This window comes from Pseudomonas sp. P4_B4, assembly GCF_056402255.1.
Genome location: NZ_JBFUHS010000001.1, coordinates 76,562 through 100,802, shown reverse-complemented (window position 1 = coordinate 100,802; position 24,241 = coordinate 76,562). Strand labels below are relative to the sequence as shown.

20 protein-coding genes are annotated in these 24,241 nt (G+C 58.6%); 16 read left to right on the top strand and 4 right to left on the bottom strand.

What is annotated here, in order from left to right; all coding sequences use genetic code 11:
• Positions 1-44: 44 nt before the first annotated feature.
• From AC1DVE_RS00485 to AC1DVE_RS00445, 9 genes are all read left to right on the top strand, one after another.
• Entirely contained in the window at positions 45-1,385 is a 1,341-nt protein-coding gene (locus tag AC1DVE_RS00485; protein WP_223455485.1) for an OprD family outer membrane porin, read from the top strand.
• A 410-nt stretch (positions 1,386-1,795) separates the two neighbouring features.
• Positions 1,796-3,139, top strand: coding sequence for an OprD family porin (locus AC1DVE_RS00480; protein ID WP_223455487.1), 1,344 nt, complete (start codon positions 1,796-1,798; stop codon positions 3,137-3,139).
• 292 nt (positions 3,140-3,431) lie between these two features.
• Entirely contained in the window at positions 3,432-4,070 is a 639-nt protein-coding gene (locus AC1DVE_RS00475; RefSeq protein ID WP_223455489.1) for a peroxiredoxin, read from the top strand.
• Positions 4,071-4,403: 333 nt separating this feature from the next.
• Complete coding sequence (gene ssuE / locus AC1DVE_RS00470) at positions 4,404-4,997, top strand: NADPH-dependent FMN reductase (protein WP_007993145.1); 594 nt, start codon at positions 4,404-4,406, stop codon at positions 4,995-4,997.
• Between the two features lie 90 nt (positions 4,998-5,087).
• Positions 5,088-6,068, top strand: a complete 981-nt coding sequence (locus AC1DVE_RS00465) for a sulfonate ABC transporter substrate-binding protein (protein WP_223455490.1) — start codon at positions 5,088-5,090, stop codon at positions 6,066-6,068.
• Positions 6,069-6,093: 25 nt separating this feature from the next.
• Positions 6,094-7,242 (top strand): FMNH2-dependent alkanesulfonate monooxygenase, encoded by a 1,149-nt coding sequence (gene ssuD, locus AC1DVE_RS00460; RefSeq protein WP_090452041.1) that lies wholly within the window; start codon positions 6,094-6,096, stop codon positions 7,240-7,242.
• Between the two features lie 9 nt (positions 7,243-7,251).
• Complete coding sequence (gene ssuC / locus AC1DVE_RS00455; protein ID WP_477783649.1) at positions 7,252-8,034, top strand: aliphatic sulfonate ABC transporter permease SsuC; 783 nt, start codon at positions 7,252-7,254, stop codon at positions 8,032-8,034.
• On the top strand, positions 8,031-8,837 hold the full coding sequence (gene ssuB / locus AC1DVE_RS00450; RefSeq protein ID WP_223455492.1) for an aliphatic sulfonates ABC transporter ATP-binding protein: 807 nt from the start codon (positions 8,031-8,033) through the stop codon (positions 8,835-8,837). The genes ssuC and ssuB overlap by 4 nt, the downstream gene beginning before the upstream one ends.
• Before the next feature lie 33 nt (positions 8,838-8,870).
• Entirely contained in the window at positions 8,871-9,086 is a 216-nt protein-coding gene (locus AC1DVE_RS00445) for a TOBE domain-containing protein (RefSeq protein WP_007967989.1), read from the top strand.
• 191 nt (positions 9,087-9,277) lie between these two features.
• Here the strand turns inward: AC1DVE_RS00445 and AC1DVE_RS00440 are convergent, their stop codons facing one another.
• The 3 genes from AC1DVE_RS00440 to AC1DVE_RS00430 all read right to left on the bottom strand — a co-directional run bounded on the left by AC1DVE_RS00440 (position 9,278) and on the right by AC1DVE_RS00430 (position 12,339).
• Positions 9,278-9,916 (bottom strand): TetR/AcrR family transcriptional regulator, encoded by a 639-nt coding sequence (locus AC1DVE_RS00440; RefSeq protein WP_223455867.1) that lies wholly within the window; start codon positions 9,914-9,916, stop codon positions 9,278-9,280.
• Between the two features lie 91 nt (positions 9,917-10,007).
• The gene (locus AC1DVE_RS00435) at positions 10,008-10,760 is read right to left on the bottom strand and encodes a carbonic anhydrase (RefSeq protein WP_223532983.1); all 753 of its coding nucleotides are present in this window, start codon (positions 10,758-10,760) and stop codon (positions 10,008-10,010) included.
• Positions 10,761-10,962: 202 nt separating this feature from the next.
• Positions 10,963-12,339: a glutamine synthetase family protein gene (locus AC1DVE_RS00430; RefSeq protein WP_223455869.1), complete on the bottom strand. Its 1,377-nt coding sequence runs from the start codon at positions 12,337-12,339 to the stop codon at positions 10,963-10,965.
• Between the two features lie 667 nt (positions 12,340-13,006).
• On the opposite strand from AC1DVE_RS00430, the gene AC1DVE_RS00425 reads away from it, so the two are divergent.
• The 7 genes from AC1DVE_RS00425 (at position 13,007) to AC1DVE_RS00395 (ending at position 21,396) form a co-directional block, all read left to right on the top strand.
• On the top strand, positions 13,007-14,365 hold the full coding sequence (locus AC1DVE_RS00425) for a glutamine synthetase family protein (protein WP_223455870.1): 1,359 nt from the start codon (positions 13,007-13,009) through the stop codon (positions 14,363-14,365).
• Between the two features lie 59 nt (positions 14,366-14,424).
• A complete protein-coding gene (locus AC1DVE_RS00420) occupies positions 14,425-15,789 on the top strand; it encodes an aspartate aminotransferase family protein (protein WP_223455871.1) in 1,365 nt (454 codons plus the stop codon).
• Positions 15,790-15,977: 188 nt separating this feature from the next.
• Positions 15,978-17,090 carry a polyamine ABC transporter substrate-binding protein gene (locus AC1DVE_RS00415; RefSeq protein ID WP_223455872.1) on the top strand — a complete coding sequence of 371 codons (1,113 nt, stop codon included), beginning with the start codon at positions 15,978-15,980 and terminating at the stop codon, positions 17,088-17,090.
• A gap of 188 nt (positions 17,091-17,278) precedes the next feature.
• Entirely contained in the window at positions 17,279-18,376 is a 1,098-nt protein-coding gene (locus tag AC1DVE_RS00410) for a polyamine ABC transporter substrate-binding protein (RefSeq protein WP_317850312.1), read from the top strand.
• A gap of 73 nt (positions 18,377-18,449) precedes the next feature.
• Positions 18,450-19,592 (top strand): ABC transporter ATP-binding protein, encoded by a 1,143-nt coding sequence (locus AC1DVE_RS00405; protein WP_223455873.1) that lies wholly within the window; start codon positions 18,450-18,452, stop codon positions 19,590-19,592.
• A gap of 35 nt (positions 19,593-19,627) precedes the next feature.
• The gene (locus AC1DVE_RS00400; RefSeq protein WP_317850335.1) at positions 19,628-20,509 is read left to right on the top strand and encodes an ABC transporter permease subunit; all 882 of its coding nucleotides are present in this window, start codon (positions 19,628-19,630) and stop codon (positions 20,507-20,509) included.
• A complete protein-coding gene (locus AC1DVE_RS00395) occupies positions 20,506-21,396 on the top strand; it encodes an ABC transporter permease subunit (RefSeq protein WP_223455875.1) in 891 nt (296 codons plus the stop codon). The genes AC1DVE_RS00400 and AC1DVE_RS00395 overlap by 4 nt, the downstream gene beginning before the upstream one ends.
• A gap of 108 nt (positions 21,397-21,504) precedes the next feature.
• Here the strand turns inward: AC1DVE_RS00395 and AC1DVE_RS00390 are convergent, their stop codons facing one another.
• Positions 21,505-23,904 (bottom strand): penicillin acylase family protein, encoded by a 2,400-nt coding sequence (locus AC1DVE_RS00390; RefSeq protein ID WP_477783648.1) that lies wholly within the window; start codon positions 23,902-23,904, stop codon positions 21,505-21,507.
• Positions 23,905-24,241: the final 337 nt, after the last annotated feature.

Sequence of the window (24,241 nt, the reverse complement as noted above, 5' to 3'; positions counted from 1 at the left end):
TCGAGACCAGGAACACAAGAATTAGAATCGAGAGGAGCTACACAATGAACAAGTCCACCTTGGCTCTGGCCGTGACCGTTGGGGTTTTGGCGCAGCAAGCAGGCGCCGCAGGTTTCCTGGAAGACAGCAAGGCGTCCATCAGCTCTCGCACCATGTATTACGACGCCGATATGCGTGAAGGTGCGAGCACTCCTGCCAACCGTCAGCGCGAAACCGCTGAGGGTCTGAAGTTCGATTACCTGTCCGGTTTCACCCAGGGTACCGTAGGTTTTGGTATCGACGCCCAGGCTCTGGTTGGTATCCACCTGGATGGAGGCAAGGGGCATCACCCGACCGGTAACAGCAACTCATTCTTCCCTAGCGATGGCAATGAGGCGGCCGACGAGTGGAGCCGTTTGGATGGCAACGTCAAGGCGCGCTTCTCGAAGACTGAAGCCCACCTGGGTGGCGCTCTGGCACCTAACCTGCCGATCCTGATCGCGAACGACAGCCGTCTGCTGCCGCAGACCTTTGAAGGTGGCACCATCACCTCCAAAGAAATCGACAACGTGACCTTTAACTTTGGTCAACTGGAGCACGCGTCGGGTCGTGCCTCCTCGAACTCCACTGGCCTGTCTGTGGCTGGCGCTACTCAGGACAGCAACAAATTCCTCTACGGCGGTGCTGACTGGAAGGTCACCAAAGACCTCTTGCTGCAGTACTACTATGCGAACCTGGAAGACTTCTACAAGCAGAACTTCCTCGGTCTGGTGCACGTCTACCCGATCGCGGCCAATCAGTCGTTCAAGACCGATATCCGTTATTTCGATAGCAGCTCCGACGGCAAGAACGGCGATCCGGGTTTCCGTTTCAACAACAACAACGGTTTCGCCAAGACCCCGGGTGAGATCGATAACAAGACTTGGAGCGCCATGTTCACCTATACCCTGGGTGGCAACGCGTTCCTGATCGGGCATCAGCGTGTCAACGATGACGGCGGCTTCGTTTTCTTGAACCAAGGCAACCTTGTCGATGGCAACGGAAATCCTGAAGGTGCCGGCGGCGCGAGCTTCTACTCGTTTACCGACGCCACAGTCGGCAGCTTTATCCGTGCCGGTGAAAACACCACGTTCGGTCAGTACTCCTATGACTTCGCCTCCCTGGGTGTACCAGGCTTGAAAGCTTCGATTGCTTACTTGAATGGCCAGGACATCAAGGCTACCAACGGTGTTGGTAAAGACCTGAGTGAGCACGAGACCGACGCGCGCATTGATTACGTGATTCAAACGGGCGCACTGAAAGGGTTTGGTACGACTCTGCGTCACGGTACCTACCGTGGCAACACCAGCACCCTTGATCAAGACCAAACCCGTCTGATCTTCAACTACACCTACAGCTTCATGTAATTGTCGTAAGAAAAAGCCCCGCTCGCTGGCGGGGGTTTTTTGTCTATTTTTTGATATTCCATAAAGATCTTTGCTGATTGTTTATTATTCTTTTTAGTTTCTATCCATCCCGCTTAAAGTGCGCCTGTCCGACACTCATCCCTGAGCTCGGATTTGACAGTTTCATCCCTCGACAATTGATCAGGTTCAGGAATTGGCCTAGCCGCCGATACCTCGGATCTGTCGTGGGAAGTCATATTCCTAAACGATATTAAAAAACACAGAAAAATTCTTTTTGGCTTTAAGGCCATGTATCCTGCGGCCCGCCAAATGACCGGCCTAGACGGTTTGCCGTGAATTTATGCATTCAGGATCCCGGGCAATCGATTCGGGACCAGGAACATCAGAATTAGAAACGAGAGGAGCGAAACATGAACAAGTCCACCTTGGCCATCGCTGTGGCCGTTGGGGTTTTGACCCAGCAGGCAAGCGCCGCGGGTTTTATCGAAGACAGCAAGGCAACACTGGGGCTGCGTAACTTCTACATCAACACCGATTACCGTGACGGCACTGGCCCGAACAAAAACGAAGAATGGGGCCAAGGCTTCGATCTGCGTTTCATCTCCGGTTACACCCAAGGCACTGTCGGTTTTGGTGTGGATGCGATCGGCCTGTTGGGCGTCAAACTGGATTCCGGTGGAGGCACCAACGGCGCGAGCAACAACTCGTACGGCGGCACGGTTTTCCCGAGCAAATCCAACGGCGAAGCGGTTGATGATTTCTCCAGCCTGGGGTTGACTGCCAAAGCCAAGATCTCCCAGACCGAACTGAAGCTGGGTACCTTGCAGCCAAAGCTGCCGGTGATCGTGACCAACGACGGCCGCCTGCTGCCGCAAACCTGGCAGGGGGGCCAGATCGCCTCGAACGACATCAAGGACCTGACCTTGATTGGCGGTCAGATCGAGCAGGTAAAAGGTCGTAACTCGAGCAACAACGAACAGTTGTCTATCTCCGGCGCCAACAGCCGTTCCGCTACAGGCCGCGACAGCAACAAATTCATTTATGCCGGCGGCGACTACAAGATCACCAAGGACCTGACGGCCCAGTACTACTACGGCAACCTGGAAGAGTTCTACAAGCAACACTTCCTGGGTCTGGCGCATAACTGGGCCATCGGCCCTGGCGTGTTGAAGTCAGACTTGCGTTATTTCAACAGCTCCGACGACGGTGCCAACGGTCACGACCCTCTGTACTTCACCACTGGCAATTACAGCGGTGCAGCCAACGGTAAAGGCAAGGTCGACAACAACCTGTACAGCGGCCTGTTCCTGTACTCCGTTGCCGGTCACACCTTCGGCGCCGGTTACCAGGTCAGCAACGGCGACAGCGACTTCCCTTGGCTGAACCAGGGCGACGGTTCGTCGAACTACACCATCACCGACTCGCAAATCCAGAAGTTCGGCCGTGCCGGCGAACGCACCTGGCAGGCACGCTACGCGTATGACTTCGCCAAGGTCGGCGTACCTGGCCTGACGGCGGGTCTGGTGTACCTGCATGGCGACAATATCGATACCTTTAACGCCAAGGGTGGCGAGGCGGCCAATGGTGCTTCCGAGTGGGAGCGCGATCTGAGCGTGGCTTATGTCGTTCAGGAAGGTCCGCTGAAAAACCTGGGTCTGGCGTGGAAAAACGCTACCTGGCGCACCGACCTGCCGAACACGCGTTCGCAGGACGAAAACCGTGTGATCCTCAGCTACTCGATCCCGCTGTTGTAATAGCGCTCGCGTAACCGAGACAAAAAAAGCCCCGCCCGGTATTGCACCGGGCGGGGCTTTTACATTTTCAAGACGGGTTCACCCCCGTAATCCCGCCTTGAAGTTCCCTCTTTGCAGCAACTCAAGGCCTTCTCGAACCTTGGGGGCGATGTTCGGCGGGTTGTGCGAGCACGTCCAGTGAACAGATATTTAATATTTCTTTATGATCTAAATAAATCGATATTTATTCTTTTTAATAGATAAAAAACACAGGCACAGTTGAACCCATCAAGCACTCACAAGGAGCAGCACCATGGGTCTCAGACTTGGCGATATCGCCCCCGATTTCGAACAGAACTCCAGCGCCGGCATCATCCGTTTCCATCAGTGGCTGGGCGATAGCTGGGGCGTGCTGTTTTCCCATCCGGCGGATTTCACCCCGGTGTGCACCACGGAATTGGGCTTCACCGCCAGGCTCAAGGATGAGTTCGCAGTGCGCGGCGTCAAGGCCATCGCTTTGTCGGTGGACCCGGTGGAGTCGCACCACAAGTGGATCGAGGACATCAACGAAACCCAGGACACCGTGGTCAATTTTCCGATCCTGGATGACGCAGACCGCAAGGTCTCGGACCTCTACGACCTGATCCATCCCAACGCCAACGACACCCTGACCGTGCGCTCGCTGTTCGTGATTGACCCGAACAAAAAGGTCCGGCTGACGATTACCTACCCGGCGAGCACTGGCCGCAACTTCCATGAAATCCTGCGGGTGATCGACTCGCTGCAACTCACCGACAACTACAAGGTGGCCACACCGGCCAACTGGCAGGACGGTGATGAGGTAGTGATCGTGCCGTCGCTCAAGGATGAGGATGAAATCAAACAGCGTTTTCCCAAGGGCTATCGGGCGGTCAAGCCTTACCTGCGCCTGACGCCGCAGCCAAACCGGTAAGTCGCCGGCATCGGCGGTGTGGCTGATGCCGTCTTCGCGAGCAAGCCCGCTCCCACATTTGTCCGCGTCCATCTGTGGGAGCGGGCTTGCTCGCGAAGGCGCCGGGTCAGGCACCACAGGCCTCACAGTTAACAGCACCCACAAAGCAGGGGATTTTCAGGCCGTTTCGACGGCCTGTTTTTTTGCCTGGAAGAAACCGGTTTATATATTTCTTTAGCGAATAACCAAATGAATAAATATGATTTATGGATATATAAATCAGCTGTTAAGGTCACTCCATCGAAGCGAGATCGCAAGCCGCGAATCGCCAACACCGTGCAAGGAATCGTCTGAATGTTGGTTGTCTCACTCGGTGGCAGTCCCAGTCAGCGCTCTCGTTCCGGGGTGCTGCTGGATCGCTCCCAGCGTTGGTTGCAAGGGCAGGGCGTGGAAGTGGTGAGTTATCAGGTACGGGACTTCCCGGCCGAAGACTTGCTGCACGCACGCTTCGACAGCCCCAAGGTGATCGACCTGTTGCAACAGATTGAAAACGCCGATGGCCTGCTGATCGCCACACCGGTTTACAAGGCATCGTTTTCCGGAGCACTGAAAGTCGTGCTGGATCTGCTGCCCGAACGCGCCTTGAGCCACAAGGTGGTTTTGCCGATGGCCACTGGCGGCAGCATCGCTCACATGCTGGCGGTGGATTACGCGCTCAAGCCGGTGCTGTCGGCATTGAAGGCCCAGGAAATGCTGCAAGGCATTTTCGCCGTCGACAGCCAGATCGCCTACGGCGAAGGCAGCGCCCTGGCGCAGTTGGCGCCGGAGCTGGAACAACGACTGAATGAATCGCTGGAGCTGTTTTTCAGCGCCATGGCGCGACGGCCCAAGCCGCTCGATCCGAACCTGTTGAATGATCGCTTGTTGAGTGCTCGCTGGAGCATTTGAGCCTCACCGAAAAATTGAAGTACTGGCCTTACTCGCCCGCCAACGGGCAAGCAGGTGCAGCCAAAACCCAACTGCAAAAAGGAGAGCGCCATGCGCCCTGTCATTTTGCGTCGCGGTCTGGTCGCTCTGTTTGCTGCGGCTGTCACCTTCGGCGCCATTACTCAAGCTCAGGCCGAGACACTACGAATCGGCTATCAGAAATACGGCACCCTGGTGCTGCTCAAAGCCAAAGGCACCCTGGAAAAACGCCTCGCCGCCCAAGGCGTGGACGTGCAATGGACTGAATTCCCCGGTGGCCCGCAACTGCTTGAAGGCCTGAACGTCGGCTCCATCGACTTCGGTGTCACCGGTGAAACGCCTCCGGTGTTTGCCCAGGCAGCGGGTGCTGATCTGCTCTACGTCGCCTATGAACCGCCGGCGCCGCACAGTGAGGCGGTCCTGGTGCCGAAGGACTCGGTGATCAAGTCGGTGGCGGACCTCAAGGGCAAGAAAGTCGCGCTCAACAAGGGCTCCAACGTGCACTACCTGCTGGTGCGTGCGCTGGAAGACGCCGGCCTCAAATACACCGACATCCAGACCGTATTCCTGCCACCGGCCGATGCCCGCGCCGCGTTCGAGCGTGGCAGCGTCGACGCCTGGGTGATCTGGGACCCGTACCAGGCCGCCGCCGAACAACAGCTGCAAGCGCGCACCCTGCGCGATGGCCAGGGCATCGTCGACAACCATCAGTTCTACCTGGCGACCAAACCTTATGCGCAGAAAAATCCCGAGGTGATCAAGACCCTGGTGGAAGAAGTGCGCGCGGTGGGCGAGTGGTCCAGGGCTAACCCGCAAGAGGTGACTCAACAGGTTTCACCGCTGCTCGGCCTGCCAGCAGACATCACCCTGACCTCAGTGAAACGCCAGGGCTATGGCGCGCTGTTCCTCACCCCGGAAGTGGTCGCGGCGCAGCAGAAAATCGCTGACAGCTTCTACCAGCTCAAATTGATTCCCAAGCAGTTGAGCATCAAAGACGTGATCTGGACGCCGCCGGCTGCCGTTGCCCAAAGCTCAGTAACCAAAGCCCAATAATTCGATTCCCCAAGGAGACCACTCCATGAGCCTCAATATTTTCTGGTTCCTGCCTACCCACGGCGACGGCCATTACCTTGGCACCGCTGAAGGCGCACGCGCCGTCGATCACGGTTACTTGCAACAAGTCGCACAGGCAGCGGATCGCCTGGGGTTCGGCGGGGTACTGATCCCTACCGGTCGCTCCTGCGAAGACTCGTGGCTGGTGGCGGCATCGCTGATTCCGGTGACCCAGCGTCTGAAGTTCCTTGTCGCCCTGCGCCCCGGGATCATTTCCCCGACGGTGGCGGCGCGTCAGGCTGCGACCCTGGATCGACTGTCTGGTGGTCGTGCGTTGTTCAACCTGGTGACGGGCGGTGATCCGGAAGAGTTGGCGGGCGATGGACTGTTCCTTAGCCACGAAGAACGTTATCAGGCCTCGGTGGAATTCACCCGCATCTGGCGTCGGGTGCTGGAAGGCGAAACCGTCGATTACGACGGCCAGCACATCAGCGTGAAGGGGGCGAAATTGCTCTATCCGCCGATCCAGCAACCGCGTCCGCCGCTGTACTTCGGCGGTTCCTCGGAAGCCGCGCAGGACCTGGCCGCCGAACAGGTGGAAATGGTCCTGACCTGGGGCGAGCCACCGGCCGCCGTCGCGGAAAAAATCGAACAGGTCCGAGCCAAGGCCGCGAAGCTCGGACGCACCGTGCGCTTCGGCATTCGCCTGCACGTGATCGTGCGCGAAACCAACGATGAAGCCTGGAAAGCCGCGGATCGGCTGATCTCCCATCTCGACGACGAGACCATCGCTCGTGCCCAGGCTTCGCTGGCGCGTTTCGATTCGGTCGGTCAGCAACGCATGGCCGCATTGCATGGCGGCAACCGCGACAACCTGGAAGTCAGCCCTAACCTGTGGGCCGGCGTCGGTCTGGTGCGCGGCGGTGCCGGTACGGCGCTGGTAGGCGATGGTCCGACCGTGGCCGCCCGCGTGAAGGAGTACGCGGACCTCGGCATCGATACCTTCATCTTCTCCGGTTATCCACACCTGGAGGAGTCATACCGGGTGGCCGAATTGCTGTTCCCGCACCTCGATGTCGAGCGTCCTGAACTGCCGAAGAGCGCCGGCTACGTCAGCCCGTTCGGCGAGATGGTCGCCAACGACATTCTGCCCAAAGCCGCGTCCCAGAGCTGAGGCGCGGTCATGAAGAAAATCATCCACAGGCTGGCGCCCTGGGCGTTGCCGGTGTTGCTGCTGGCGGTGTGGCAGTTGAGTGTGTCGGCGGGCTGGTTGTCGACACGGATCCTGCCGGCACCCATTGCCGTGATCGGGGCCGGCGTGAGCCTGGTGCGCAGCGGCGAAATCTGGACACACCTGGCCATCAGTGGCTGGCGTGCCGCGCTGGGCTTCACCATCGGTGGCGGCATCGGCCTGACGCTTGGCTTCATCACCGGCCTGTCAAAGTGGGGCGAGCGCCTGCTCGACAGTTCGGTGCAGATGATCCGCAACGTGCCGCACCTGGCGCTGATTCCGCTGGTGATCCTGTGGTTCGGTATCGACGAGTCGGCGAAGATTTTCCTCGTGGCGCTGGGCACGTTGTTCCCGATCTACCTCAACACCTATCACGGCATCCGTAACGTCGACCCGGCGCTGGTGGAGATGTCGCGCAGTTACGGCTTGTCTGGTTTCGGTCTGTTCTGGCAGGTGATTCTGCCGGGGGCGCTGCCTTCGATTCTGGTCGGTGTGCGCTTCGCCCTGGGCTTCATGTGGCTGACATTGATCGTGGCGGAAACCATCTCCGCGAGTTCCGGCATCGGCTATCTGGCAATGAATGCCCGGGAATTCTTGCAGACCGACGTGGTGGTGCTGGCGATTCTGTTGTACGCGGTGCTCGGCAAACTGGCCGACCTCGCGGCCCGTGGACTTGAACGAGTGTGGCTGCGCTGGCACCCGGCGTATCAGGTTGCCAAGGGAGGTGCGGCATGATCGCGGAGCAACCTCCACGCCTGCTGCGCGGTATTCCGCTGGCGGTGCGCAAGCTGCAAAAAACCTTTGGCTCGCGGCGGGTGCTGCGCGAGATCGACCTGCACATTCCGGCGGGCCAGTTTGTCGCCGTGGTCGGTCGCAGTGGCTGCGGCAAAAGTACCTTGCTGCGCTTGCTCGCCGGCCTCGATCAACCAACCGGCGGCGAGTTGCTCGCCGGTGCCGCGCCATTGAGCGACGCGCGGGAGGACACGCGGCTGATGTTCCAGGAAGCGCGTTTGCTGCCTTGGAAAAAGATCATCGACAACGTCGGCCTGGGCCTCAAGGGTAACTGGCGGCCGCAAGCGCTTGAAGCCTTGGAAGCGGTGGGCCTGGCCGATCGCGCCCACGAGTGGCCGGCCGCGCTGTCCGGTGGACAGAAGCAACGCGTGGCTTTGGCCCGTGCGTTGATTCATCAGCCGCGCCTGCTGTTACTCGACGAACCCTTGGGGGCGCTGGATGCCCTGACCCGAATTGAAATGCAGCAACTGATCGAACGGCTCTGGCAACAGCACGGTTTCACGGTGTTGCTGGTGACCCATGACGTCAGTGAAGCGGTGGCGATTGCCGATCGGGTGATCCTGATCGAAGACGGCGAAGTCGGCCTCGACCTGCACGTGGAACTGCCGCGCCCTCGCGTTCGTGGCTCCCATCGGTTGGCGGCGCTGGAAACCGAAGTCCTCAATCGCGTGCTGGCGCTGCCCGGCCAACCGCCGGAACCGGAACCTGTTTCACCCTTGCCTACGCAATTGCGCTGGGCTCAATAACTCAAGTCTTACCCAACGACAGGAATCAACATCATGACGATCAAGGCCATCAACGTTCGCAACCAGTTCAAAGGCTCCATCAAGGAAATCGTCCTCGGCGACGTGCTCTCGGAAATCGACGTGCAAACCGCTTCCGGCATTGTCACTTCGGTGATCACCACGCGCTCGGTGAAAGAGCTGGAACTGGCGGTCGGCAGTGAAGTAATCGCGTTTGTGAAATCCACCGAGGTGTCGATCGCCAAATTGTAAGCCGTGTGCGTAAACAACAACCCCGAAGGGTTTGAGCCCTTCGGGGTTTTTTGTGCGTGTGTATCAGCGAGATTCGCGGCGCGGCCTTCGCGAGCAAGCCCGCTCCCACATTTGGAATGCATTCCCCTGTGGGAGTGGCGGTGCGACGATTCGACTTGCTCGCGAAGAGGCCGGTGTGACCAATAAATATCTCAGGCTGGAACGCTGCGCTTGGGCAGATACGGCGGCAAATACAACCCCACATAAGCATCAAATACCCGCATCCCTTCTTCAGCCATGCGCGGCGTAATCTGCCCGTGCTGCTGCACCGAGCGCGCATACACCCGGTCGCCCAGTTCCATGGCCAGGGCGAACACATCGATATCGCTCGGCAATGTCGGCAGCTCGAAGTGATGGTCGAACAACTTGTGCATCAGGTCGCCCAGTTCGATGTCGTGCTGGCGGTCGGCCTGGGTGACTTCGGTCAGGCCGTGCTGGGCCAGAATGAGTTGGCGGGCGGCGGCGTCCTCTGCGTAGATGTCGAGCATGCGTTGTTCCACCAGTCGCGACAGGTCGCGCCAGCCGTTCAAGGCGAGGTGATCGATGGGGGCTTGCAGGCAGGCGCGGAAGGCGGCATGGACGTCGGCGGTCAAGGCTTCAAGCAACGCCGGTACGCTGGCGAAGAAGTGGTAGACCGAGGAGGGCGGAATCTCCGCGCGCTCGGCGACGCTGTAGATCGACAGACTGGCCACACCCTCGGCGGCCAACAACGTGCGGGCCGCATCGAGTATCGAATCGATCCGGGCCTGGCTGCGTGCGCGGGGTTTGCGGGGGGTGGCTACGCGTGTCATGTAAGTCTCCTGCGGGGCAGCGGGCATTGTACGAGGCAGGTGGCACCTTGTCTGTATGGGCTCCGCTGCCCAGCCCGGCGATCAAAACCGCTTAGCCACCGACGTGTACACTCCGGCCGTTCAAGGGTTGAACCGGGCGTGCATTCATTGGATACAGCGCCTGGAACGCCTCCAATTGCGCTCGCGACAATTGCACCGCAGTGGTCAGCACATTCCAGCGCACGCCTTCGGTACAAGGGGGGGTTGTCAGGGAGCCCATGTAGAAATAGGCGTTGAGGTTCGCAGGTAGTAGTTGGGCAACGTTTACCGTGTCCAGATGCGCACTACCGCCCGTGTGCTTTGGCATGGCTGCCAGGATTGGCTCCAGGGTCGGATTGTGTGCACCCTCTTCAAACAGCAAGGCCACCACGGCCAGTTCGCCTGCAGAGTTGCGGTGAACCAGATGCGCGTCCAGAGGATAGGTGCGCCCCTGGATCATTTCTTCACTTGGCGTATGAAAATGTATTTGCACGAATGAGTAGTGACCGGAGTCCAGGGTGATAACTCCGGCGTCGACCGGCGTTACCTGAATTGTATGGCCGTTGTTCGACACTGTGGCTTTGCTTGGCTGATAAGTAACGTTCAGGGTCTTAAAGTCAGTATTGATCGCGTCACGAATATCGATAGGCGACTGTGTCTTACCCGATGAGCAGAGACTGTACTCGCTTTTCAGTTCACCCCAGTTTTGTGGACCGGTGGGGGCGGAATAGCTCCATGCGGGCGTGTCACCGGCTGCTGCCAAGGCAGTCGAGCACAAACCGGCGACAATCAGAGTGATGGTTGCGCCCAATAGTTGTTTTTTCATAGTCGTTCTCATACGCGGGTAGGAAAACGGGAAGAATCCCGGCATCCGGAGTGTGAGGTTGTGGTCAGGGTGCAGATGTAGTCAGTGTCTGGCGAATCCGTAGGAATTTTCCTTGGTTCTGCTAACAAGCATTTCATAACAAATGGCGAGCAAAAAAAACGCCGCCGGCTGTGAGGCCGGCGGCGTTTTTTACTGCAACCGCTTACACGGTATGCAGGTACCAGTTGTACTCGAGGTCGGAGATGGAGTGTTCGAACTCCTCCAGCTCGCTCTCTTTACAGGCCACGAAAATATCGATGTATTTCGGATCGATGTACTTGGCCATGACTTCGCTGTCGTCCAGCTCGCGCAGTGCATCACGCAGGTTGTTCGGCAGGCTCTGCTCGTTCTGCTCGTAGCTGTTGCCTTCGACCGGGGCGCCAGGCTCGATCTTGTTGGTCAGGCCGTGGTGCACGCCCGCCAAAACCGAAGCCATCAGCAGGTACGGGTTGGCATCGGCGCCGGCTACACGATGCTCGATGCGCACGGCGTCGGAGGAACCGGTCGGTACGCGAATCGCCACAGTGCGGTTATCCAGGCCCCAGCACGGCGAGTTCGGCACGTAGAACTGTGCGCCGAAACGACGGTACGAGTTGACGTTCGGGCAGAGGAAGGCCATCTGCGCCGGTAGGGTCTCGAGCACACCGCCGATCGCGTGACGCAGTGCGGCGTTCTGCTCGGGATCCTCACTGGCAAAAATGTTCTTGCCGTCTTTGTCGAGAATCGAGATGTGGACGTGCAGACCATTACCCGCCTGGCCTGGGTAAGGCTTGGCCATGAAGGTGGTGTCCATTTCATGGTCGTAGGCGATGTTCTTGATCAGGCGCTTGAGCAGGACCGCGTAGTCGCAGGCCTTGATCGGGTCAGCCACGTGGTGCAGGTTCACTTCGAACTGCGCCGGGGCACTTTCCTTGACGATGGCGTCGGCCGGAATGCCTTGCTCTTTTGCACCTTCCAGAATGTCCTGGAGGCAGTCGACGTATTCGTCGAGGTCGTCGATCAGGTAGACCTGTGTCGAGTGCGGACGTTTGCCGGAAACCGGCGAGCGAGGTGGTTGCGGACGACCGTTCACGTTCTCCTGGTCGATCAGGTAGAACTCCAGTTCGAACGCGGCGCAGATGGTCAGGCCCATTTCGTCGAACTTGCGTACCACATTGGCCAGCACTTCACGCGGGTCGGCGAAGAATGGCTCGCCTTCGAGTTCGTGCATGGTCATCAACAGTTGCGCGGTCGGGCGCTTCTGCCATGGCTCGTTGCATAGGGTATCGGGGATTGGATAGCAGATTCGGTCAGCATCACCGATGTCCAGGCCCAGGCCGGTGCTTTCCACCGTCGAGCCATTGATATCCAGAGCAAATAAAGAGGCCGGCAGGTTGATGCCTTTCTCGTAAACCTTGTGGAGGCTGGTGCGTTCAATGCGCTTGCCGCGCACCACACCATTCATATCCGCAATCAGAAGGTCAACGTACAGAACCTCAGGATGTTCCTTAAGGAACGCGTTCGCTTCGTTAAGCTGAACGGCACGCGGGGGTACCGACATGATGCAACACCTTTGTTGTTAAAAATATCAATCATTGATCTTTTCAGATTCCAGTCAACCCGAACGGCATGCCGAAGTCAAGCGAGGCCTTTTTTGCCCTAAAAAAGCACTCGTGTGGCTTTTTTGAGGCACTTTGGGGCGTTTTTATGCCCTTGGCCTCTATGGCGCCCGCAGGCTTGAGCGGGCCGTGTTGTATTTTTTACGGGGGTGTTGTGTAAAAAAATGAACAAGGCTAAGCTCGAATCAAACCCATAACAGCAATAATACCGGGGTGCTTCATGTCTCGCCTGCCGATAATCGGCGTCACCGACTGCTCAAGACAGGTCGGTCGGCATGTTTATCACAACAGTGATGACACGTCCGTCCGTTCCGTGGCCTCAGCGGTTCCGGTGATCCTCCCATCCGTGACGGTTCGACCGTCCCCGTCCGATATTCTGGACGGTCGCGATGGCACCCCCATTACGGTTACTCCATTCAATATAGAACCGATTCACAATAGCGGCCTGACCATCGTTCAGGGCACCGCTCGCGATTCTGCACGCCCGGCCTCTGCAGCCGTGTTGGCAAGCACGATAATCTGCCGCGCAAACGCTCTACAACGCGACGCCGATGCGTCAAACAACGCCTGACCTTAAAACGGTCAGACAACTCAAGCCTAGAGGCATTTATGAGTAACAACCTCGACCAGCTCACCGATTGGTTGAAAAACCACAAGATCACAGAAGTCGAATGCATGATCGCCGACTTGACCGGGATTACCCGGGGCAAGATTTCGCCGACCAACAAATTCATCGCCGAAAAAGGCATGCGCCTGCCAGAAAGTGTGCTGTTGCAGACCGTGACCGGCGATTACGTCGAAGACGACATCTATTACGAACTGCTCGACCCGGCCGACATCGACATGATCTGCCGTCCCGACCAGGGCGCGGTGTACCTGGTGCCGTGGGCCATCGAGCCGACCGCCATCGTCATCCACGATACCTACGACAAGCAAGGCAACCCGATCGAGCTGTCGCCGCGTAACGTGCTCAAGAAAGTCCTGAAACTCTATTCCGACAAAGGCTGGCAGCCGATCGTGGCGCCGGAAATGGAGTTTTACCTGACCAAGCGCAGTGACGACCCTGACTACCCGTTGCAGCCGCCGATCGGCCGCTCCGGTCGCCCGGAAACCGGTCGTCAGTCGTTCTCCATTGAAGCGGCGAACGAATTCGATCCGCTGTTCGAAGACGTCTACGACTGGTGTGAACTGCAGGACCTGGACCTCGATACGCTGATCCACGAGGACGGCACGGCGCAGATGGAAATCAACTTCCGTCACGGTGATGCCCTGTCCCTGGCCGACCAGATCCTGGTGTTCAAGCGCACCATGCGCGAGGCCGCGCTCAAGCACAACGTCGCTGCGACCTTCATGGCCAAGCCGATGACCGGCGAGCCGGGCAGTGCCATGCACTTGCACCAGAGCATCATCGACATCGAGACCGGCAAGAACATCTTCTCTAATGAAGACGGGACCATGAGCCAGTTGTTCCTGCACCACATCGGTGGTTTGCAGAAACTCATTCCCGAGCTGTTGCCGCTGTTCGCACCCAACGTCAACTCGTTCCGCCGCTTCCTGCCGGATACCTCGGCGCCGGTGAACGTGGAGTGGGGCGAAGAGAACCGCACCGTGGGCCTGCGGGTGCCGGATGCGGGGCCGCAAAACCGTCGGGTGGAAAACCGCCTGCCGGGCGCCGATGCCAACCCGTACCTGGCGATTGCCGCGAGCCTGCTCTGCGGTTACATCGGCATGGTCGAAGGCCTGAACCCGAGTGCGCCGGTGGTGGGGCGTGGCTATGAACGCCGCAACCTGCGCCTGCCGCTGACCATCGAAGACGCGCTGGAACGCATGGAAAACAGCGCAACCATCGAGCGGTACCTGGGCAAAAATTTCATCACTGGCTACGTTGCGGTCAAGCGGGCCGAGCATGAAAACTTCAAGCGCGTGATCAGTTCGTGGGAAAGGGAATTCCTGCTCTTTGCCGTCTGATACGCCGGGCGCCACCGCTGTCTGGTGGCGCTTTCACCTGATTTTTTTAGGAGATTCGTATGACCAGCAACAATCCGCAAACCCGTGAATGGCAAATCCTGAGCAATGACCACCACCTGGCTCCGTTCAGCGACTTCAAGCAGCTGAAAGAGAAAGGCCCGCGGATCATCACCAACGCCAAGGGCGTTTACCTCTGGGATAGCGAAGGCAACAAGATCCTCGACGGCATGGCCGGCCTGTGGTGTGTCGCGATTGGTTATGGTCGCGATGAACTGGCCGATGCCGCCAGCAAACAGATGCGCGAACTGCCGTACTACAACCTGTTCTTCCAGACCGCGCACCCGCCGGTACTGGAACTGGCCAAGGCCATCGCCGACATCGCGCCAGAAGGCATGAACCATGTGTTCTTCACCGGTTCCGGCTCCGAAGGCAACGACACCATGCTGCGCATGGTTCGTCACTACTGGGCGATCAAGGGCCAGCCGAACAAGAAAGTCATCATCAGCCGCAAGAACGGCTATCACGGTTCCACCGTGGCCGGCGCGAGCCTGGGCGGCATGACCTACATGCATGAACAGGGCGACTTGCCGATCCCGGGCATCGTCCACATTGCCCAGCCGTACTGGTTCGCCGAAGGCGGCGACATGACCCCGGAAGAATTCGGTATCTGGGCGGCCAACCAGTTGGAAGAAAAGATTCTGGAAGTCGGCGTCGACAACGTCGGTGCCTTTATTGCCGAGCCGATCCAGGGTGCCGGTGGCGTGATCATTCCGCCAGAGACCTACTGGCCGCGCATCAAGGAAATCCTCGCCAAGTACGACATTCTGTTCGTGGCTGACGAAGTGATTTGCGGTTTCGGCCGTACCGGCGAGTGGTTCGGTGCCGATTTCTACGACCTCAAGCCAGACATGATGACCATCGCCAAGGGCCTGACCTCGGGCTACATCCCGATGGGCGGCCTGATCGTGCGTGATGAAGTGGTGGACGTGCTCAATGAGGGCGGCGACTTCAACCACGGTTTCACCTACTCCGGGCACCCGGTGGCGGCGGCTGTGGGGCTGGAAAACATCCGTATCCTGCGCGACGAAAAAATTGTCGAGCGCGTGAAGTCAGAAACGGCACCGTATTTGCAAAAGCGTCTGCGGGAACTGAACGATCACCCGCTGGTGGGTGAAGTTCGTGGGGTGGGTCTGTTGGGGGCCATCGAACTGGTCCAGGACAAGGCCACGCGCAAGCGTTACGAGGGCAAGGGCGTCGGCATGATCTGCCGTCAGTTCTGCTTCGATAACGGCCTGATCATGCGTGCCGTCGGCGACACCATGATCATCGCTCCGCCACTGGTGATTACACCGGCGGAAATCGATGAGCTGGTGACCAAGGCTCGCAAGTGTCTTGACCTGACCCTGAGTGCATTGCAGGGCTAAGTGCTAGGCTCTGAGCGGAAGTCCAAAGTTCTGCATATGAAGTAGGAACTTTCGCTCAGAACTGTCAGAAAGCGTGGCCGTTTCCTTGAAAGACCGATGTGGATCTTGCCAGACTAGCCGCGGTTCCAGTTGCCCGGGTTCGGTCGCTGAACAAGTGGTTCAAAAAAGAAAAATTTGGAGCATTACGCATGAAGGCACTAGGTAAAAAGCTCGCTGGCAAGACTCTGCTTGCCATGTCCGTGATGGGTTTGATGGCGGGCGCGGTTCAGGCCGATAACAAAGTACTGCACGTGTACAACTGGTCCGACTACATCGCACCGGACACCGTCAAGAAGTTTGAAGACGAGTCGGGCATCAAGGTTGTCTATGACGTCTTCGACAGCAACGAAACCCTGGAAGCCAAGTTGCTGGCAGGCAAGTCCGGTTACGACATCGTTGTACCGTCGAACAACTTCCTGGCCAAGCAGATCAAGGCTGGCGTCTACCAGAAGCTGGACAAGTCCAAGCTGCCTAACTGGAAGAACCTGAACACCGACCTGCTCAAGGCCGTCTCGGTCAGCGACCCGGGCAACGAGCACGCCTTCCCGTACATGTGGGGCTCGATCGGTATCGGCTTCAACGCCGAGAAAGTCAAGGCTGCACTGGGTGCCGACGCACCGACCGATTCATGGGACCTGATCTTCAAGCCTGAAAACGCCGCCAAGCTGAAGGCGTGCGGGATCAGCCTGCTGGACTCGCCAACCGAGATGATTCCGGTGGCGTTGCACTACCTGGGCCTGCCAACCGACAGCCAGAAGAAAGAAGACATCGACAAGGCCGAAGCGCTGATCATGAAGGTCCGTCCTTCGATCGCCTACTTCCACTCGTCCAAGTACATCTCCGACCTCGCCAACGGCAACATCTGCGTAGCCGTGGGTTACTCGGGTGACATTTACCAGGCCAAGTCCCGTGCTGCTGAAGCCGGCGACAAGGTGAAAGTCAGCTACAACATTCCGAAAGAAGGTGCCGGCAGCTTCTACGACATGGTCGCCATCCCTAAAGATGCCGAAAACGTCGAAGGTGCCTACAAGTTCATGACCTTCCTGCAGAAGCCGGAAATCATGGCTGAAATTACCAACGCCGTACGCTTCCCGAACGGTAACGCGGCCGCCACTCCGTTGGTTGATAAAGAAATCACCGCTGACCCGGGTATTTACCCGCCAGCGGACGTGCTGGCCAAGCTGTACGCGATTGCCGACTTGCCGGCCGCGACCCAGCGGATCATGACCCGCAGCTGGACCAAGATAAAATCCGGTAAATAAGCCGGTTTGATGCAACAACCTGTTGTCGTCACCCGCGCGGTGGCGACAACAGGTGTAATTAAATGACAGAAAGTTTTGCTGGAACGGTTTTTCGAGGGTAAGTTGCGCGCCGGTTTTGTTGCCGGGCAACCTCGGTTGTCATGTAGCGCGGGGCAACTTGGGCCCAACTAATTTCAGAGGACCTCCACTTGCCTATTTTTTCTTTCTTGCGCAATGCCATGCTGGTCGGCGCCGGGCTGACGATTGCTGTCAGTGTCCAGGCCGCCGGCACCGTGCATATTTATAACTGGTCGGACTACATCGGCGAGACCACCCTGGCTGATTTCCAGAAAGAGACCGGTATCAAGCCGGTTTATGACGTCTTCGATTCCAACGAAACCCTGGAAGGTAAATTGCTGGCCGGGCGTACCGGCTACGACGTGGTCGTGCCGTCGAACCACTTCCTTGGCAAACAGATCAAGGCCGGAGCATTCCAGAAGCTCGACAAGTCGCAGCTAGCGAACTATTCGAACCTCGACCCGGTGCTGCTCAAGCGTCTGGAACAGAACGATCCGGGCAACCTGTACGCCGTGCCGTACCTGTGGGGCACCAACGGTATCGGTTACAACGTCGACAAGGTCAAGGCTGTGCTGGGCGTCGACAAGATCGATTCCTGGGGCGTCTTGTTCGAGCCGGAAAACATCAAGAAACTGCACAGCTGTGGCGTCGCGTTCCTCGATTCCGCCGATGAAATGATGCCGACAGTGCTCAACTACATTGGCCTGAATGCCAACAGCACCAACCCTGAAGATTACAAAAAGGCCGAAGATAAGTTGCTGGCCGTGCGGCCTTACGTGACCTACTTCCACTCCTCCAAGTACATCGCGGATCTGGCCAACGGCGATATCTGCGTGGCGATCGGTTTCTCCGGCGACATCTTCCAGGCCAAGAACCGCGCCGAAGAAGCCAAGAAAGGCGTGAACATCGCCTACTCGATTCCCAAGGAAGGCGGCGCGCTCTGGTTCGACATGCTGGCGATTCCGAAAGACTCGGCCAACGTCAAGCAGGCCAACGCTTTCATCAACTATTTACTGAAGCCTGAGGTGATTGCCCAGGTCAGTGATTACGTCGGCTATGCCAACCCTAACCCGGGTTCGGACAAACTGATGGAACAGTCCATTCGCACCGACGAAGCGGTGTATCCACCGCAAGCGGTACTCGACAAGACCTACGTGTCGGTCGAGTTACCACCGAACATTCAACGTTTGATGACCCGCAGCTGGACCAAGGTCAAGTCGGGTAAATAGCTTCAAGGCTCAAACTATCCAAGGTTGGCTCACCTTGAGCGAACTGCACTCTTTTTTTCTGGGAGTTTCGTAAATGGCAGTTGCCTCCGGCGCCTATAAGAAAGCCCTCGAGGGCGACCAGCAACCTAAACAGGTGCTGGTCAAAATCGACCGGGTCACGAAGAAGTTCGACGAGACGATTGCCGTGGACGATGTGTCCCTGGAAATCAAGAAAGGCGAAATTTTCGCCCTGCTCGGCGGTTCGGGATCGGGCAAATCCACTTTGCTGCGCATGCTCGCAGGTTTCGAACGGCCCACGGAGGGACGCATTTTCCTCGATGGCGTAGACATCACTGACATGCCGCCCTACGAGCGGCCGATCAACATGATGTTTCAGTCCTACGCCTTGTTCCCGCACATGACCGTGGCGCAGAACATCGCCTTCGGCCTCAAGCAGGACAAGATCCCGGCCGCTGAAGTCGACGCCCGCGTGGCCGACATGCTCAAGCTGGTACAGATGAGCCAGTACGCCAAGCGCAAGCCGCATCAGTTGTCCGGTGGCCAGCGTCAGCGCGTGGCCCTGGCCCGTTCCCTGGCCAAGCGACCGAAGCTGTTGCTGCTCGACGAACCGATGGGTGCGCTGGACAAGAAGCTGCGTTCGCAAATGCAGCTGGAGCTGGTGGAGATCATCGAGCGCGTCGGCGTAACCTGCGTCATGGTGACCCACGACCAGGAAGAGGCCATGACCATGGCCGAGCGCATCGCGATCATGCACCTGGGCTGGATCGCCCAGATCGGCAGCCCGATCGACATTTACGAAACCCCGACCAGCCGCCTGGTCTGCGAATTCATCGGTAACGTGAACATCTTCGAAGGCGAAGTGATCGACGACGCCGAAGGCCACGCGACCATTACCTGCAAGGACCTGGATCGTCAGATCTACGTCGGTCACGGCATCAGCACCTCGGTGCAGGACAAGTCGGTCACCTACGCGATCCGTCCGGAAAAACTGCTGGTCACCGCCGACATGCCGACCTGCCAGTACAACTGGTCCAGCGGCAAGGTGCACGACATCGCCTACCTGGGCGGGCACTCGGTGTTCTACGTCGAACTGCCAAGCGGCAAGCTGGTGCAGTCGTTCGTGGCCAACGCCGAGCGTCGCGGGCAGCGTCCGACCTGGGGTGATCAGGTCTATGTGTACTGGGAAGACGACAGCGGCGTGGTGCTTCGCTCATGAACATGCGCAAACTCAAACGCCGTCTCAATCGAATAATTCCCGGTGGCCGTCAAATGGTCATCGGGGTTCCCTTCATCTGGCTGTTCCTGTTCTTCATGCTGCCGTTCTTCATCGTACTGAAGATCAGCTTTGCCGAAGCGGACGTGGCCATTCCGCCGTACACCGAAATTTACAGCTACGCCGAACAGAAGCTGCAGCTGCTGCTTAACCTGGGCAACTACGCGATGCTGGCCGGTGACGAGCTGTACATCGCTGCTTACCTCGGCTCGTTGAAGATGGCGCTTTTCAGCACCATCCTCTGCCTGCTGATCGGCTACCCGATGGCCTACGGCATCTCCGTTGCCCGCAAGGAAGTGCAGACGGTGCTTGTGTTGCTGATCATGATGCCGACCTGGACCGCGATCCTGATCCGCGTTTATGCGTGGATGGGCATCCTCAGCAACAACGGCCTGCTCAACGGTTTCCTGATGAGCATGGGCTGGATCGACGAGCCGCTGCAGATCCTCAACACCAACCTGGCGGTGTACATCGGGGTGGTTTATTCCTACCTGCCGTTCATGATCCTGCCGCTGTACGCCAACCTGGTGAAGCACGACCATAGCCTGCTGGAAGCTGCGTCGGACCTGGGTTCGAGCACCTTCAACAGCTTCTGGAAAATCACCGTGCCGCTGTCGAAAAACGGCATCATCGCAGGCGCAATGCTGGTGTTCATCCCGGTGGTGGGCGAGTTCGTGATCCCGGAACTGCTCGGCGGTCCGGAAACCCTGATGATCGGTAAAGTGCTCTGGCAAGAGTTCTTCAACAACCGTGACTGGCCGGTGGCGTCTGCCCTGGCGGTAGTGATGCTGGCGATCCTGATTGTGCCGATCATCCTGTTCAACCGCAGTCAGGCCAAGGAAATGGAGGGTAAAGAATGAAGCGCTTCCGTTTCTCCAGCCTGATGCTGGTACTGGGTCTGTTGTTCATCTACCTGCCGATGCTGATCCTGGTGATCTACTCGTTCAACGCCTCCAAACTGGTAACGGTGTGGGGCGGCTGGTCGATCAAGTGGTACGTCGGCCTGCTCGACAACAGCCAACTGATGGGCTCGGTGGTACGCTCGCTGGAAATCGCCTGCTACACCGCCATCGCGGCGGTGGCACTGGGTACATTGGCGGCGTTCGTCCTGACGCGCATCACCCGTTTCAAGGGCCGTACCCTGTTCGGTGGCCTGGTGACTGCGCCGTTGGTGATGCCCGAGGTGATCACCGGTCTGTCGCTGTTGCTGCTGTTCGTGGCCATGGCGCAGATGATCGGCTGGCCGCAGGAACGCGGTATCGTCACCATCTGGATCGCCCACACCACGTTCTGTGCGGCCTATGTGGCGGTGGTGGTCTCGGCGCGCTTGCGCGAGTTGGACCTGTCCATCGAAGAGGCGGCCATGGACCTCGGTGCACGGCCGTGGAAGGTGTTCTTCCTGATCACCATCCCGATGATTGCGCCATCGCTGGCGGCGGGCGGCATGATGTCCTTCGCGTTGTCGCTGGATGACCTGGTGTTGGCGAGCTTCGTGTCGGGCCCGGGTTCAACGACCCTGCCGATGGAAGTGTTCTCGGCGGTCCGTCTGGGGGTCAAACCCGAGATCAACGCCGTGGCGAGCCTGATCCTGTTGGCAGTGTCGATCGTGACCTTCATGGTCTGGTTCTTCAGCCGTCGCGCCGAAGAAAGCCGTCGTCGTGCGATCCAGCAGGCGATCGAAGAAGCGGCAGCCGACTCGTGGAAACAGCCGGACGTGCGTCGCGCGCAGGCACCGGAAGCGGCTTGAGTCTGAAATAGGGTTGGGCACAATTCTGTGGCCAACCCAAAACCAGTGTGGGAGCGGGCTTGCTCCGGGCGGCGTTCCGACGAAGAGGCCAGTCCTGCCGACACCGAATTATGGCATAGCCCGCGCCGGCAACAGCTTCAACGTACTGCGCGTATTGGCTGTGACCTCTTCATCATTGAAGTGCGCCTGGAAGTACATCCCCTCGATGTAGGCCTCGGCCTGATCATCATAGTGGCTGTCGAACAGTACGCCGCTCTGACCAACCGGGTTGACGGTCAGGCTGTGGGCCGGGTCGGCGAAGTCGATCAGGCGCCGGGTCGAGGGGCCGTAGGTGACGGGCCAGGGTGCCGGGCCAATTTTCGCCGAGAGGTTGTTCGGCACTTCATGGCTGCCGGGTGCGGCGAAGGGACCAACATTGAAGAACAGGTCCAGAGGCTTTTGCTGCCCGAGCGGGTGGCCATGGGTCAACGTGTGCGCGTTGCCCCACTGCCATTGCGAGGAGTCTGCACCGAGGGTGCTCTTGAGATGCGCGAGGCTGGCTTGCCAGGCGGCCTTCACCGTATCGGCACGGGTTTCCTTGCCCTGGGTGTTGCGGTTGTCCCACCACGGCGAATCGGCAGTGGCGGCCAGCCGGGGGAGCGCGGCGTCGATCACCCGGGTCGAGAGCAGCGTTTCGAAGAAGTCGTTACCCAGCACATCGCGCATCGTCGCGTCAGCCAGGTTGAACAGGAACTGGTTGAACAGCGTGGCGCTGGTCGAGTCGAGCGGGTAATCGCCTTGCCACTGGACCAGTTGCTCCAGCAGTTTGAGTTCGGCGGGATCGCTCACCACTTCGCGCAACACTGGCAACAGCGGTGCCAACAGACGCGGGCCGTAGGCGGTGGTGGTGCCCAGTTGCAGCTTCTGGCTGTTTTCCAGGTCCCATTTGACCGCTTTGTCGCTGAGCTGGCGATTGAGTTGCTGGCCACGATCGGCAAGGTTGTAGTAGCCGGGAATCTCCATGCCGGTCGGCGAAACCGGCTGGAAGTTGGCCGAGACGATGTAGCCCCGGGCCGGGTTTTCTTCCTGAGGGTTGGCCGTGAACGGGTAGAAGCCATCCTTGTCTGCCTCGGCGGTGCTGCCGTCGAGGATGAACCATGGGTGTACACCCGCCGGGCGTTTAGGCAGTTGCGCCGCCGCCCACCAGCCGATGTCACCCTTGGCATTGGCCCAGACAACGTTCAGGCCCGGGGCCTGGATTTTCGCCGCGGCACCACGGGCCTTGGCCAGGGTGTCGGCGCGATTGAGCTGGTAGAAACCCTCCAGGATCGGGTTCTGGCTTTCGAGAAACGCCCACCACATGGCAATCGGTGTCTTGCCGACGCCGTTGCCCAAGGCATCGTTGACGATCGGACCGTGGGGCGACTGGCGCAGCACTAGCGTCACCGGTGCCTGGCCCTTGACCGCGATCTGCTGCTCGCTGGTCGTCATGTCCACCCACTTGCCGCGATACCAGACCTGGTTGGGGTTGTCCGGGTTGACCTTCTCGGCGATCAGGTCGAGGTCGTCGTTCTGGAACATGGTGATGCTCCAGCCGAAGTCGCGGTTCATGCCCAGCGACGCAAACGGCATCAGAGCCTGATAGTGGCCGTAGAGTTCAAAGCCCGGCGCCGAGAGCTGCGCTTCGTACCACACAGACGGCGCGGAAAAACGGATATGTGGATCACCCGCCAGCAGCGGCTTGCCGCTTTGGGTCCGGCTGCCCGCGACGACCCAGGCGTTGCTGCCCTCGAACTGTGGCAGGCCGTTGTCAGCCAGGGCTTGTTCGCTGAGGCGGGCGAGGGCGTTGAGGTCTTTCCAGTCGGCGCTGGCCAATGGGGTGTCGGTCCCGTTGAGCACGCCTTTGGGCTGCCAGTCGAGATCGAAGATGTTCAGGTATTCGGGCCCCAGTTGATCGCGCACGAATGTCAGCAAGGGTTCGGTACGAAATGCCGCGGCAAAACTGTAGGCCATGTAGCCGGCGATGCTGATGGTGTCCTGGGCCGTGAACGGGCGCTTTGGAATACCCAGCACGTCGAACTCCACGGGTTTGGCGTGGCTGTCCTGATACTGGTTGATGCCGTCCAGATAGGCTTGCATGGCGATGAAGGAGGGCGACTGCTTGTCGAGGTTCGCGAAGTAAGTTTCGGCGCGTTCGCGAATGCGTAGGCTGCGCATCAGTTTGTCGGTATCGAGCAGTTTCGGCCCGAGCACTTCAGCCAGTTCGCCACGGGCCAGGCGACGCAGGACTTCCATCTGGAACAGGCGGTCCTGGGCATGCACATAGCCGAGGGCGCGGTACAGGTCGGTTTCGTTGTCGGCGCGGATGTGCGGGACGCCGCGCTCGTCGTAGCGCACGGTGACGGAGCCTTGCAGGTGTTGCAGTTCCACCATGCCCTGGCGTGACGGCTGCTTGCTGTAGAGGTATCCGCCGGCCCCGGCGGCCAGCACGACGATCAGCAGAGCGAGAGCGGTCAGGCTGCGTTTCATAAGAGTCCGTTCCATGTTGTTAGAATTATTGGGAAGAAAGTTTATAGTTTTGATTTTGTCGATAATAGTGCTTTGAGAATTAATAACACAGTATTTTATGAATAGGAAATTTCCTTCAAGCTTCTAGGAGTTGCACTACAGAAGTGGTGTTGCAAGGTTTTGCAGCTACAACCTATAAAGACGCCTCAGAGTGTCAGTTGACTCGGTGTGGCTGGCTCTAGTTTTAATGGTTTTATTTGTTTAGCGATAAATATATATCGCATCTGTCGCGAAAAAATACGTTAATTTGATGCCGTAGCAGACTAAAGCCCAGCTGTATTAACGATCACGTCACTTC

Excerpts from the sequence above, each read along its gene's own strand:
- AC1DVE_RS00485 (WP_223455485.1), top strand. The coding sequence starts at position 45 with ATGAACAAGTCCACCTTGGCTCTGGCCGTGACCGTTGGGGTTTTGGCG.
- AC1DVE_RS00480 (WP_223455487.1), top strand. The coding sequence starts at position 1,796 with ATGAACAAGTCCACCTTGGCCATCGCTGTGGCCGTTGGGGTTTTGACC.
- AC1DVE_RS00475 (WP_223455489.1), top strand. The coding sequence starts at position 3,432 with ATGGGTCTCAGACTTGGCGATATCGCCCCCGATTTCGAACAGAACTCC.
- ssuE (WP_007993145.1), top strand. The coding sequence starts at position 4,404 with ATGTTGGTTGTCTCACTCGGTGGCAGTCCCAGTCAGCGCTCTCGTTCC.
- AC1DVE_RS00465 (WP_223455490.1), top strand. The coding sequence starts at position 5,088 with ATGCGCCCTGTCATTTTGCGTCGCGGTCTGGTCGCTCTGTTTGCTGCG.
- ssuD (WP_090452041.1), top strand. The coding sequence starts at position 6,094 with ATGAGCCTCAATATTTTCTGGTTCCTGCCTACCCACGGCGACGGCCAT.
- ssuC (WP_477783649.1), top strand. The coding sequence starts at position 7,252 with ATGAAGAAAATCATCCACAGGCTGGCGCCCTGGGCGTTGCCGGTGTTG.
- ssuB (WP_223455492.1), top strand. The coding sequence starts at position 8,031 with ATGATCGCGGAGCAACCTCCACGCCTGCTGCGCGGTATTCCGCTGGCG.
- AC1DVE_RS00445 (WP_007967989.1), top strand. The coding sequence starts at position 8,871 with ATGACGATCAAGGCCATCAACGTTCGCAACCAGTTCAAAGGCTCCATC.
- AC1DVE_RS00440 (WP_223455867.1), bottom strand. The coding sequence starts at position 9,916 with ATGACACGCGTAGCCACCCCCCGCAAACCCCGCGCACGCAGCCAGGCC.
- AC1DVE_RS00435 (WP_223532983.1), bottom strand. The coding sequence starts at position 10,760 with ATGAAAAAACAACTATTGGGCGCAACCATCACTCTGATTGTCGCCGGT.
- AC1DVE_RS00430 (WP_223455869.1), bottom strand. The coding sequence starts at position 12,339 with ATGTCGGTACCCCCGCGTGCCGTTCAGCTTAACGAAGCGAACGCGTTC.
- AC1DVE_RS00425 (WP_223455870.1), top strand. The coding sequence starts at position 13,007 with ATGAGTAACAACCTCGACCAGCTCACCGATTGGTTGAAAAACCACAAG.
- AC1DVE_RS00420 (WP_223455871.1), top strand. The coding sequence starts at position 14,425 with ATGACCAGCAACAATCCGCAAACCCGTGAATGGCAAATCCTGAGCAAT.
- AC1DVE_RS00415 (WP_223455872.1), top strand. The coding sequence starts at position 15,978 with ATGAAGGCACTAGGTAAAAAGCTCGCTGGCAAGACTCTGCTTGCCATG.
- AC1DVE_RS00405 (WP_223455873.1), top strand. The coding sequence starts at position 18,450 with ATGGCAGTTGCCTCCGGCGCCTATAAGAAAGCCCTCGAGGGCGACCAG.
- AC1DVE_RS00395 (WP_223455875.1), top strand. The coding sequence starts at position 20,506 with ATGAAGCGCTTCCGTTTCTCCAGCCTGATGCTGGTACTGGGTCTGTTG.
- AC1DVE_RS00390 (WP_477783648.1), bottom strand. The coding sequence starts at position 23,904 with ATGAAACGCAGCCTGACCGCTCTCGCTCTGCTGATCGTCGTGCTGGCC.